This is a genomic window from Mesorhizobium sp. L-8-3, assembly GCF_016756615.1.
Lineage (GTDB): Bacteria > Pseudomonadota > Alphaproteobacteria > Rhizobiales > Rhizobiaceae.
Map to the genome: position 1 here is coordinate 245,891 of NZ_AP023262.1, position 12,012 is coordinate 257,902.

Consider the following 12,012-nt stretch of genomic DNA (forward strand, 5'->3'; position numbering starts at 1 on the left):
CGATTGAGGTCGCTCATATAAGAAGTCCAGAGGTGGAACAGGACAAGGATAAGAACATGACTTTCAAGAGGGCAATCAGCACCATCGGTGCGGCCGGCCTCGTCGTCGCGGTTGCGGCGGGCGCCGCATCGGCGCGCGATCTCACCATCGTCTCCTGGGGCGGGAACTACCAGGATGCGCAAAAGAAGATCTATTTCGAGCCTTTCGCCGAGAAGCTCGGCAAGCCTGTACTCGACGAGAGCTGGGACGGCGGTATCGGCGTCATCGCCGCCAAGGTGAAAGCCGGCCAGCCGAACTGGGACGTGGTCCAGGTGGAGACCGAGGAGCTGGAGCTCGGCTGCACGGACGGCTTCTACGAGAAGATCGACTGGGAAAAGCTCGGCGGCAAGGACAAGTTCCTGTCGGCGGGGGTGCATGACTGCGGCGTCGGCGCCATCGTCTGGTCGACGCTGGTGAGCTACGACGGCGACAAGCTGAAGGATGCGGTGCCCGCCTCCTGGGCCGACTTCTGGGACACCAGGAAGTTCCCGGGCAAGCGCGGGCTGCGCCGCGGCCCGAAATATTCGCTCGAATTCGCGCTGATGGCCGATGGCGTGAAGCCGGCAGAGGTCTATGACGTGCTGCGCACGCCGGAAGGCGTGGACCGCGCCTTCAAGAAGCTCGACGAGATCAAGAAGGACGTCGTCTGGTGGGAGGCCGGCGCCCAGCCGCTGCAGTTGCTCGCCTCGGGCGAGGTGGTCATGACGTCGGCCTATAACGGCCGCATCACCGGCATCAACAAGACCGAAGGCAAGAACTTCAAGGTGGTCTGGCCTGGCAGCATCTACGCCATCGACAGCTGGGTGATCCTGCGCGACAGCCCCAACAAGGACGACGCGATGGATTTCATCGCCTTCGCCAGCGCACCGGAGAACCAGTCGAAGCTGCCGGAATATGTCGCCTATGGCCTGCCGCAGAAGGAAGCCGCCGCCGCCGTGCCCGCCGATCTCGCGGCCGAACTGCCGACCGCGGAAGCCAATCTGACCGACGCTGTCGCGCTCGACGGCGAGTTCTGGGTCGACAACATCGAGGAGCTGACCAGCCGGTTCAATGCCTGGCTGGCGCAGTAGCTATGGCCTGGCGGGCGGCGTGAGCTTCGGCGCAGGCTGCCCCTGGTCTGACCTCTCCCGGAGGGCGGCGCCGGTTTTCCGGGCGCTGTTCATATGTTTTCGGCCAGCGCCAACCGAAGCGGTTATGTCATTGGCCAAGAAAGCCCCCTCACCCGGCCTCCGCGGAGCCTGTCCTCGGGCTTGCCGAAGGCAAGACCCGTGGGCTCGGCCGACCTCTCCCCAGTGGGGAGAGGAGGTCGTCGAGCATCGTGCCCAATCAAGACTTCTTGTCAGTGGTCCGCAGGCGGTGAAAACCTCCTCTCCCCGGCGGGGAGAGGTCGGCCGAGCGAAGCGGAGGCCGGGTGAGGGGGCGACTTGCACAAGATCGCCGCTGCTGATGCGAGGAACATTTGGCTGATTTCATCGAGCTCGAACGCATCTCCAAATCCTTTGGCCTCCACAAGGTCGTCGATGAGCTCGATCTCGCCATCGGCAAGGGCGAGTTCGTCAGCCTGCTGGGGCCATCCGGCTCGGGCAAGACCACGATCCTGATGATGGTGGCGGGCTTCATCGAGCCGAGCGGCGGCGAGATCCGGCTCGACGGCAACCGCATCGACCATCTGCCGGCCTTTCGGCGCAATATGGGCGTGGTGTTCCAGAACTATGCCCTGTTTCCGCATATGACCGTTGCCGAGAACGTCGCCTTCCCGCTGCTCATGCGCGGCGCGCCCAGGGCGGAGGTTGCCGAGCGCGTGAAGCGGGCCCTCGACATGGTCAAGCTCGGCCAGATCAGGGAGCGCAAGCCGGCGCAGCTTTCCGGCGGCCAGCAGCAGCGCGTGGCGCTCACCCGGGCGCTGGTGTTCGAGCCGAGCGTGGTCCTGATGGACGAGCCACTGGGCGCTCTCGACAAGCAGCTGCGCGAGCATATGCAGTTCGAACTGCGCGAACTCCACCGCCGGCTCGGCCTCACCATCATCTTCGTCACCCATGACCAAGGCGAGGCGCTGACCATGTCGGACCGCATCGCCGTCTTCAATGCCGGACGGATCGAGCAGCTGGCATCGCCCGACGCCATCTACGACCGGCCGCAGACGCGCTTCGTCGCCGAGTTCATCGGCGAGACCAATCTTTTCGCCGGCAAGGTGGAGGCCCGCGACGGCGACAGGGCCAGGATCAGGATCGACGACGGCCCGCTCCTCGAAGCCATGGCGCCGGCCGGCTTCGAGGCCGGCAGCGACGCGCTGGTCAGCATCCGCCCGGAGCGGATCGGACTGGCCGAGACAGCCGGAGGAGGCAACGCGGTGCCGGTGAAGGTGCTCGACACCGTATACCAGGGCGACCATCTGCGGGCGCGCGTCTCCGGCGGAGGCCTGGAGTTCGTCGCCAAGCTGGCGCGCAAATCGCGCGCCTGGCCGGTCGGCGCCGAAGCTTTCGCCACCTTCCAGCCCGACGAATGCACGGTGATCCGGCCATGATGTCGTCATCCGTGCGCGCGCGGCTCACCGCATTGGGACTGATCGCGCCGCTGGTCGCCTTCCTCGTCGTCTTCTTCTTCTGGCCGCTGGTGACGATGATGATGGCCTCGGTGACCGACGGCACGGTGCGCGGCGTGTTGCCCGACACCGCCGCGGCGATGGCCGACTGGGACGGCACCGGCCCGCCCACTCCGGCCATGCAGACGGCACTCGCCGAAGACCTGAGGCGGCCGACGGATTCACTCGCCTTCGGCGACATGGTGCGGCGGCTGAACAGCGAACTCTCCGGCTTCCGTTCGCTGATGTCGCGCACCGCGAGCGCGGTCAGGGATGCTCCCGAGGGGCAGCTTCCCGAGCTCGATGCCATCGACCCGCGCTGGGGCGAGGCGAAATACTGGCAGGCGATGAAGCGAGCCATGCCGCTCTATACCGACCGCTATCTGCTCGCCTCCGCCGATCTCGAACGCGACGCCGGGGGCGGCATCGCCTCGGTCGAGGCCGGCACCTCGGCCAACCGTCAGATCATGCTGCGCACCTTCCTGATCTCGGCGACCGTCACGTTGCTGTGCGCGGCCATCGGCCTGCCCTATGCGCTGATCGCGGCTTCGGCCGGCGGCTGGGTGCGCGCAGTGCTGCTCGTCGCCGTGCTCCTGCCCTTGTGGACGTCGCTTTTGGTGCGCACCGCCGCCTGGTTCATCCTTTTGCAGAACGAAGGTCTGATCAACGATGCGCTCCGGGCGATCGGGCTCATCGGCGAGCCGCTGCCGCTCATCTTCAACCGCACCGGCGTCGTCATCGCGATGACGCATGTGCTGTTGCCCTTCATGGTGCTGCCGATCTACAGCGGGCTGCTCACCATCCCGGCGAACCTCATGCCGGCGGCTGCCTCGCTCGGCGCGACGCGGCTGAAGGCGTTCCGATACGTGCTCCTGCCGCTCGCCTTTCCGGGCCTGATGTCGGGCTCGCTTCTCGTGTTCATGGTGGCTCTCGGCTACTACATCACGCCAGCGCTGGTCGGCGGGCCGAACGATCAGATGATCAGCTCCGTCATCGCCTTCTTCGCCACGGGAACGGCCAATTGGGGCATGGCCGGCGCGCTCGGGCTGATCCTGCTCGTCGTCACCACGGTGCTCTATCTCGTCTATGGGCGGCTGTCGCGGTCGCCGACCATGGTGGGAACCTGACCATGGGCGGCAGGACCAACCCGGCGTTGCGGGCCCTCCAGATCGTCTTCGGCCTCGCCGTGGTCTTCTTCCTGCTGGCGCCGATCGTGGCGATCCTGCCGCTTGCTTTCAATTCGAGCGTGTTCCTCAACTACCCGATCGAGAGCTTCTCCTCGCGCTGGTTCGGCGAACTGCGCGACAACGATGTCTGGCGGCGTTCCATCGTCAACAGCCTGATCATCGGCTCCGGCGCCACCATGGTGGCAACCGTGCTCGGCACGCTGGCCGCACTCGGCCTGCGCATGAGCCAGTTGCCCTTCGCCAACGCCGTCCGCACCACCTTCCTCATGCCGATGGTGGTGCCCGCTGTGGTGCTGGGGGTCGGCATGCAGATGCTCTATGGCCGGATGGGCCTCGCCAACTCCTATCTCGGCGTCATCGTCGCCCATGCCGTGCTTTGCATCCCTTTCGTCATCGTCAGCGTGTCCGGCTCGCTCAACGCCATGGATCCCTGGCTGGAGCGCGCGGCGAGCAGCCTCGGCGCGCCGCCGCTCAGCGTGTTCGGGCGCGTCACCCTTCCCATCATCATGCCCGGAATGCTCACCGGCGCGGTGTTTTCCTTCGCGACATCGCTCGACGAGGTGGTGCTGACGCTGTTCGTCGCCGGCCCCAACCAGCGCACCCTGGCGCGCCAGATGTTTGCCAGCATCCGCGAGAACATCAGCCCGGCGGTCGCGGCGGCCGCCTTCCTGATGATCGTCGGCACGCTGTGCGTCGCCGGCCTCGTCGGTTTCCTGCGCTGGCGGCGCCAGCGGGCGCTGAAGCCGGCCTGAGCAGCAGCGACAGATCATCAGGAGGACGCAGATGACGCAAGACCATGATCCGGCCGATGGCATAGCCTTCGTCGACGGCGCCTATGTTCCGCTTGCCCTGGCCAGCGTGCCGCTGATCGACCGCGGCTTCGTCCGATCCGACGCCACCTATGACGTGGTGCATGTGTGGCAGGGACGGTTCTTCCGCCTCGACAACCATATCGAGCGCTTCCACGCCTCGATGCAGGGGCTGCATATGAGCCTCCCCCATTCGAAAGCCGACATCGCCGGCATCCTCACCGAATGCGTGCGCCGCAGCGGGCTGCGCGACGCCTATGTCCAGATGACCTGCACGCGCGGCGTGCCGCCCAGGGGCACGCGGGACCCGCGCCTGTGCCGGAACCGCTTTTATGCCTTCGCCCAGCCCTTCGTCTGGATCGCCAATGAGGAGCAGCGCCGCGAGGGGCTCAGCATGATCGTCAGCTCCGTGCAGCGCATCCAGCCGGAGGCGGTCGACCCGCGCATCAAGAACTTCCACTGGCTCGACCTGACCATGGGCATCTTCGAGGCCTATGAGAACGACGCCGTCGTGGCGGTGCTGACCGACCGCGCCGGAAACGTCACGGAGGGCGCGGGCTTCAACGTCTTCGCCGTCCGTGACGGCAGGCTTGCGACACCCGATCGCGGCGTGTTCGAAGGCATGACCCGCCGCACGGTCATCGAGATGGCCAGGGAAGTCGGCATAGGATGCGAGGTTCGCGACGTGCCCGCCGACGAGTTGCGGGCAGCCGACGAGATCTTCATCACGAGCACCGCCGGCGGCATCATGCCGGTGACCGTTCTCGACGGCCGCATCCATGGCAACGGCAAGCCCGGGCCGCTCACCCGCCGTATCCACGATCTCTACTGGGACCGCCAGCACGCTGCCGGCCTGTTCACCGAAATCGACTACGGATGACAAGGTCATCCTCCGGGCGATATGCAGCTGTGGGAATTCCCCGTCCATGCCGGCAACGGCGGACGCCTGCCGCGCAATGCCCTCGATCGGACCGTCAGTGACGATTGGCGGGCGACCAGGAGGAAATCGCCGCCCTCAGGAAGGACGTGCCGCCAGCCATACGGCCTTTCCGAGCGCCACGCATGGAACCAGGACAGGCTGCGTTCCTGAAGCATGTCTCCCGAAAGGGGGTACCGGTTTCGGGACAAAGACATGCGTCAAATCAAAGACCTACAGCGTGTTGTGCGATTCCGTTTTCACGCGACACGCTGTAGTCGCCATTCGCATCCGATGTCGGCTAATCCTGCCTCGATCAAGAGAATCGTGAATTTTTCCAACAGGTCAGCAATTCACGATTCCGAACGGTGACCATACTACTTTATCCTTTACTTATATCTTCGCATGCCGTAGAGTTTCGTTCTGCATTTTCATCGGCTGCGCGAAAGTCGCTTGAAATGTGTTTTCTATACAATTTTGCGAATACGCGAAGAGATGAATTATTCGCGAACAGACTGTTTTGCTACCGAAGCAGCTATCGCTTGCTTTCGGCAATATTCAGCCGCTTTCTATCTTTGAAATCTACCACCTTATCTGTTCTTCTGGGTTTTCTTTTGGCGACCGAGGGCACGGCCCAAAGTACCGGCCCCGCCTACGATGCCGCCGGAAACATCCTTCTCCCGAAAGGCTATCGCAGCTGGGTTTTTGTCGGAGCCAATCTCGGCCTCGTCTACAGGCCTGAGATCCAGGCGATGACCTCACGTGAGGCCGCGCGAGCGGAGACGATGGCGTTTCACACTGTCTACATTGATCCTGCGGCCTATGCGGCCTTTCTCGAAACCGGGACCTTCCCTGACCCCACGGTGCTGGTCATGGAGGTTTTCCGGGGCGAGACGAGGGACGCGGACGGGGCGCTCAAGGAGGGTACGTTTCCGGGGGAACGCCTGCTGGTCGAACTGGCCGTAAAGGATCCACAGCGTCCCACCCGGGAGGGTTCGAAGGAAAACTGGGCCTACTACATTTTCCCGGGGGATGCGGAAAGCGACCCTTTGGCCAGCGCTGAAGCACAGCCCGATTCCGAGTGCTTTGCTTGCCATCGCAGCCACGCCAGTCACGACAACGTCTGGGTGCAGTTTTATCCTGTGCTGCGGGAAAGGCGTCGGCCATGACCGCCACCCGAATATGGAGGCCGGTAAACCTTCCTGCCGCCGGGTCTCGTACCGACGACATCTGGTTTGCCGACGCCCTGAATGGTTGGGCGGTCAACTCCGACGGCCTCATACTGCGCACGGCCGATGGCGGCGACGCCTGGACGCGACAGGCGCACCTTGCCGAAAGCTATCTTCGCTGTGTTTCATTCGCGGGCAGGGATATCGGCTGGGTCGGCGCACTGTCCGGCCCGAACCGCTTGTACGCCACCAGGAACGGTGGTCTTGACTGGAGCGCCGTCACGTCGCTGCCGTCCGGCGCGCCGGGTCGTATCTGCGGCGTTTGCGCCGTTGACGAACAGACCGTCTTTGCGTCGGGCACCAACTATCCGAACGAGGATGCCGCGATCTTGCGTTCGCGCGATGCCGGCCAGACCTGGCAGGTCCTTGACGTGCCCGGAGCGGCCCTGCTGGTCGATATCTTCTTCGAATCGCCGCAGCGCGGCTGGGTCGTCGGCGGTGTCGACAACGTCCGTCACCCCGACCGGGCGCCTGTAAGGGCCGACATCGTACCAGGAGTGTTCCACACCGACGACGGCGGCGAGACCTGGACGAACCTGGTCCAGTCGAATGCCGCAGCCGGCGAATTTCCGCGCGGCGAGTGGGGATGGAAATTCCAGAAGCTCAATGACCGCGTGCTGTTCGTTTCATGCGAGAACTTCCTCGACGGCGCGATCCTGAGAAGCGACGATGGCGGCCTGACCTGGTCCCGTCTGCGGGTCAATGACAGTCAGCGCAATTCCAACCTCGAAGGCATCGGATTTCTCGACGAGCAGCACGGCTGGATCGGCGGATGGGGAGACCGGATGTTTGTCGGCGGCTTCACCAGCGTCACCGAGGACGGCGGAAAGAACTGGCAGGCGGCCAACGATGTCGGGTTCCGCCTGAACCGATTCAGGTTCATCGGCAGCCCGCCTGCCATCGCCTATGCTTCCGGCGATACCGTCTACAAATACTCCGACGAACCGGTCGCACCGTCCATCGCCGCGATTGCCGCGACTTCCCGGCGTGAGACGATCGGCGAAAACGAGGTGGTGCTCGAGACGGTCGTGCCGGTTGGCTGCAAGCTGTTCCAGGTCAGGGTCTGGGAACGTTTCGGCCGCGAGGTGGCAATGCTTGCCGACGAGCGAAATCCGCAAGCAGGGCCTCGCAATCTGTTGTGGGATTTCAGCGACCGGACGGGCGCCAGGCAGCCGCCCGGCGGCTTCATTGTCCGGTTCACATGTGACGACGAATCCACGAGTCAACTGATCTACAGAGAACGCCGCAAATGAATGGATTGAAGGCCGCGGCTCCAGTCGCAAGATCCGCGGCCGCTGTCCGGGAGGAACGAGATGGCAACCGCTAGCGTGGCGAAAGTCTATGCCGTTGACGAACTGGGCGTACGCATCACGACGACGAAAAAGCCATGGCTGCTGATCACCGCTCGGGGGCGGGTCAACTCGACGGGGTGGCGAGAAGCGCAGCTTGTCGCCTACACCTATCTGACGGCTCCCGCCGACGGCGTCCAGGAATTTGATTTCGTCGCCCTAAGGCCCGATCCGGGAAATGCGCAGCTGCCGGTCCTCACGCCTGTCTCGACCGAGCTCGAATTGCCTGATGTCGACATAAAGAATTACTGGGGAAGCAAGATGCCTTTGAGGGGCATCCGGGTCCATGCGGTTTCGAACCGCAAGGAAGTCGACATATTGGGTCGCTCGGAAGCCATGGCCGCCAGTGCCGAACCCATGTCGCGATCGAAGGCCATCTATGTCTGTCCGATACCGGACGCGGACGTCATTTCGTTCGAAGCAGACATCAAGCCGCTGTTTCGCCCGATGGACGTCAACGTCATGCAAGCGGTCGCTGGCTTCAATCTTCACAAGCTGGAGGACGTGCGCGCCAAGGCGGACAAGATCCTGGACCGCCTGCGAACCAACATGCCCTGCGATGGACTGTGGCCTGCCGAAGATGTCGCAAGGTTCGAGGCCTGGATCAAAGGCGGGATGGCCGCATGACCGCACATTGACGGGCGTTGCTGGACCCGATGAGGAAGGAGAAAGAAATGCGGAAGCATCCTGCGTTGCCTGGAGCCAAAGCTCTCGCGCTGGCCCTTGCTTGCTTTTCCTTGTTTCCCTTGCAGAGCATGGCCGCGCAATCCTGCGCAAGCTGGTTCGCAAGCGGCGCATCGAAATGGGAGGAACCGCAAGACACCGCAATGGCGCTTATCGAGCCGCACTGCTATTCGTGGCGCCTTTTCCTCTCGCTGAACTGGCCGGCCGACATTCCAGCCAAAGCACCCAATCAGAACGCCGCCTTTGGCGCGGATGGTCCGGTCGTGTGGGAGACATGGCGAAATGCGAACAACCGGGCACCCGACACCGCCTTTCCGCCTGACGGCACGGACCCCGGAGAGTGGCTGGCGCCGCCGGCGGTGAGCATGGTCGAGCTCCCGCTCTCGCCCGAGGATGCGTTGCCGCTCCAGCAACTCGAACGGATTCGCACAATGGGTGGTTCCAACGCCGCGATCCCGACTTTCGACGTGGACTCGGCGTTGTTTTCCATCAACGAAACGCGGCTCAACAAGGAGACCTACGAATTCATCCGCGAGAACGAACTCTACAATCTCGACGGGCAAAAGGACCTGTTCGAAAGCGGCGCCGTAGACATCGTCTTTCCCGCGATGGCCAAGGAGATCAAGGCGCAGTGGCGAAAGATCAGTGAAACGGACAAGCCCAGATATCACTGGGCAACTCATACGGAGCCTGACGGGACGGTGACGATCTTCGGGCTCACGGCCCTTCACATCACGACAAAGGACCTGCCCAACTGGCTTTGGGCAACTTTCGAACACATCGACAACAAATTGCCGGAAGACGCCGGAGGGCGGCCAGGAAACGAAGGCTGGAAACTGCCGTCCGTCGACAAATTCGCATGCCCGGCATCGCCCCACGACTGCGAAGGCATCCCCGAAAATATCGGCCTTCAGGGTACCAAATGGGAGAACTACAGGCTGCGCGGCGCGCAGACGGATTTCATCGACAGCCGGGGCAACATCACACTGCTCGCGAACTCCCAGCCGGAGCAGGGTTTCCAGATGACATCGTCATGCATTTCCTGCCATGCGCGAGCCTCCGTCAACGGCGACGGCGACCGGTTGGAGTTCTTCAAGCCGAATGGAGAAGGTTTCGTCGGTCCTCCCGATCCTGCAGCGTTTGGCGACGCCGCGACCGGCAATCGTTCCTTCACTCAACTGGACTTCGTCTGGTCGTTCTTCAGGGCCCGGCCCAGGCAGCCATGAGTGCAAACGGGAGAAGTCGACCTGGCGGACCAGAATGGTCTTCGAGTCAACATGAATGGTGACGGCAACGGTGCCTGCGCCGTTCCGTTCCAGAGGAGGCAGCCATGGCAAAAGGCATGAAATCCAGTGCGGTTCACCGCGATGAACTTGGTGCAGGAACGGTGCTGGAATCGATTGGAGCAGAGACCGCCGAGTCGGCTGCCGAACTCGATCCGGAACGAGCGGCTCTTCAGATCCTGAGATCATTCGTGGGCACATCGGAGGGCGCGGCAGTGGCTCCCAGCGATGTTGGAGGCTCTCACGCCGAGTTCAAGAGCGTGGGAATCGACAAGATCCCCTTCACCGGCAATTCAGTGGTCAAATTCCGGCAGTACTACTACAAGGTACCGGTTTACGGGTCTCTGGTGACCGTCGAACTCAGCGGCCAGAATCAGTTCGTTTCGATCAATACGTCGGTCGGTGAACCGGCCAATGTCGATCCTGTCGCCAAGCTGAGCCCGGCAAAGGCCCTGCAGGTGGTGGCCAAGTGGGCCGGCTACGAACGCGGTGTGCCTGGCCAACCGGCGCGGCTCAACTTCTATTTCGACGCCGAGCACAGCCGCTGGAGGCTGGTCTATATCGTCGAAGATGTGCAACGGCGCAAGCCGAGCAGGTCGGCTCAGCCTGCTGCGCCGACGGGCGTTCCCGAGTTTTCTGACTTCGTCGTCGATGCTCACACCGGGGAAAAGGTTGCCGAGTTGCCCCGGACTCAGACCATGGCCGAGACGAGCGTGGAGGCTCAGGCGGCCGATAGCCTCGGCAGGCCCCGGACGTTTTTTGTGGCCACCGACAGCAGCACGAATGAGAGCCGTCTGTTCGACGCGCTTCGCAACATACATACTCACAATTTCGAGTTCCGGGACGCGCGGCTTCAATTCGGCAGTTTGCCCGGGAAATATGTCGGCAATCCTCCATCGCCCTGGGACTCAGGAGCGGTGAGTGCGCATGCGAATTCGACCGAGGTCGTCGATTTCCTCAAGACGGTGCTCATGCGGAATGGCTTGGACGGCATGGGCGGAAAGATCGTCTCCTCGGTAAACTGCACATGGTTTGGGGAGACGTTCGGCCGAGAATGGCGCAATGCCGCGCGCCTGCCAAATCAGATGATCTATGGCCAGCGCCTGGTCGATGGTGAACTTCGATCCTATGCGGCATCACTCGAGGTTGTTGCGCACGAATTGCTGCATGGCTTGACCGACCACACCGCGCGTCTGGAATATGTCTTCGAGTCCGGCGCGCTCAACGAATCCTATTCGGACATTTTCGGAATCATCGTGGCGAATCGTTCCGAGCCGGATATCGGCCAATGGAACTGGGAGATTGGCGAGGATTTGAATGCCACGGGGATCCCGTTGCGGGACATGAGCGATCCCACGCGCCGGAATCAGCCGGCGCATATGAACGATTACAGGGAGTTGTCCGAAGACGAGGACCACGGAGGCGTCCACATCAACAGCGGCATTCACAACAAGGCCGCGCACAACATCATCGTCACCAAGCAGGATGGTCAGTTTCTGTTCAACGCGGTGGAAGTAGCGCGCGTGTTCTACATGACACTGACGAGCCAGCTCAGCCGAACCTCCGGATTCCTCGATAGCCGCCGCGGAGCCCTCCAGTCCGCACGAAGCCTTTTTTCGAACGATGCAAACAAGGATGCCAAGATCGCCGCGGTCGACGCGGGTTTCGCAGCGGTGGGAATAGTCGATGCAGTTGCATAGAGCAATTCCAGCAAAACTGCGCCGCAGTCTTGCATCCGGAATTGCGCAAGAAAGAGCCAGGGCATTTCCGCGATTCGGAGCGACGCGGAAGATGCCCTAGGCCCGACGCCCGCCCGGCGAACGAGATGTGATCTTTCGGGAGGCAGCCCATCCGGACCGGGCTGCTTCCCGCAGGCCAATCTTCACCCAGGCTCTCCTCGTAGCTCCCAAAGTCCATTCGATCGGTGACACTCCC

10 protein-coding genes are annotated in these 12,012 nt (G+C 63.0%); all 10 read left to right on the forward strand.

Going from position 1 to position 12,012, the window contains the following annotated elements; translation table 11 throughout:
• Window positions 1–56 precede the first annotated feature (56 nt).
• The 10 genes from JN302_RS01095 (at window position 57) to JN302_RS01140 (ending at window position 11,777) form a co-directional block, all read left to right on the forward strand.
• Window positions 57–1,109 (forward strand): ABC transporter substrate-binding protein, encoded by a 1,053-nt coding sequence (locus tag JN302_RS01095; protein ID WP_202309708.1) that lies wholly within the window; start codon window positions 57–59, stop codon window positions 1,107–1,109.
• 389 nt (window positions 1,110–1,498) lie between these two features.
• Complete coding sequence (locus JN302_RS01100) at window positions 1,499–2,563, forward strand: ABC transporter ATP-binding protein (protein ID WP_202309709.1); 1,065 nt, start codon at window positions 1,499–1,501, stop codon at window positions 2,561–2,563.
• Window positions 2,560–3,747, forward strand: a complete 1,188-nt coding sequence (locus JN302_RS01105; protein ID WP_202331310.1) for an ABC transporter permease — start codon at window positions 2,560–2,562, stop codon at window positions 3,745–3,747. Before JN302_RS01100 ends, JN302_RS01105 begins: the two co-directional genes overlap by 4 nt.
• 2 nt (window positions 3,748–3,749) lie before the next feature.
• A complete protein-coding gene (locus JN302_RS01110; RefSeq protein ID WP_202331311.1) occupies window positions 3,750–4,559 on the forward strand; it encodes an ABC transporter permease in 810 nt (269 codons plus the stop codon).
• A 31-nt stretch (window positions 4,560–4,590) separates the two neighbouring features.
• Entirely contained in the window at window positions 4,591–5,496 is a 906-nt protein-coding gene (locus JN302_RS01115) for an aminotransferase class IV (RefSeq protein ID WP_202331312.1), read from the forward strand.
• A 578-nt stretch (window positions 5,497–6,074) separates the two neighbouring features.
• Window positions 6,075–6,701 (forward strand): cytochrome P460 family protein, encoded by a 627-nt coding sequence (locus tag JN302_RS01120; RefSeq protein WP_202331313.1) that lies wholly within the window; start codon window positions 6,075–6,077, stop codon window positions 6,699–6,701.
• Window positions 6,698–8,014 carry a WD40/YVTN/BNR-like repeat-containing protein gene (locus tag JN302_RS01125; protein ID WP_202331314.1) on the forward strand — a complete coding sequence of 439 codons (1,317 nt, stop codon included), beginning with the start codon at window positions 6,698–6,700 and terminating at the stop codon, window positions 8,012–8,014. The genes JN302_RS01120 and JN302_RS01125 overlap by 4 nt, the downstream gene beginning before the upstream one ends.
• Window positions 8,015–8,074: 60 nt before the next feature.
• Window positions 8,075–8,737 (forward strand): hypothetical protein, encoded by a 663-nt coding sequence (locus JN302_RS01130; protein WP_244846152.1) that lies wholly within the window; start codon window positions 8,075–8,077, stop codon window positions 8,735–8,737.
• A 200-nt stretch (window positions 8,738–8,937) separates the two neighbouring features.
• Complete coding sequence (locus tag JN302_RS01135) at window positions 8,938–10,020, forward strand: hypothetical protein (protein ID WP_202331315.1); 1,083 nt, start codon at window positions 8,938–8,940, stop codon at window positions 10,018–10,020.
• A gap of 104 nt (window positions 10,021–10,124) precedes the next feature.
• On the forward strand, window positions 10,125–11,777 hold the full coding sequence (locus JN302_RS01140; RefSeq protein WP_202309715.1) for a M4 family metallopeptidase: 1,653 nt from the start codon (window positions 10,125–10,127) through the stop codon (window positions 11,775–11,777).
• Window positions 11,778–12,012 lie beyond the last annotated feature (235 nt).

Coding starts and splice junctions, on each gene's coding strand:
- JN302_RS01095 (WP_202309708.1), top strand. CDS start 57: ATGACTTTCAAGAGGGCAATCAGCACCATCGGTGCGGCCGGCCTCGTC.
- JN302_RS01105 (WP_202331310.1), top strand. CDS start 2,560: ATGATGTCGTCATCCGTGCGCGCGCGGCTCACCGCATTGGGACTGATC.
- JN302_RS01110 (WP_202331311.1), top strand. CDS start 3,750: ATGGGCGGCAGGACCAACCCGGCGTTGCGGGCCCTCCAGATCGTCTTC.
- JN302_RS01115 (WP_202331312.1), top strand. CDS start 4,591: ATGACGCAAGACCATGATCCGGCCGATGGCATAGCCTTCGTCGACGGC.
- JN302_RS01125 (WP_202331314.1), top strand. CDS start 6,698: ATGACCGCCACCCGAATATGGAGGCCGGTAAACCTTCCTGCCGCCGGG.
- JN302_RS01130 (WP_244846152.1), top strand. CDS start 8,075: ATGGCAACCGCTAGCGTGGCGAAAGTCTATGCCGTTGACGAACTGGGC.
- JN302_RS01135 (WP_202331315.1), top strand. CDS start 8,938: ATGGCGCTTATCGAGCCGCACTGCTATTCGTGGCGCCTTTTCCTCTCG.
- JN302_RS01140 (WP_202309715.1), top strand. CDS start 10,125: ATGGCAAAAGGCATGAAATCCAGTGCGGTTCACCGCGATGAACTTGGT.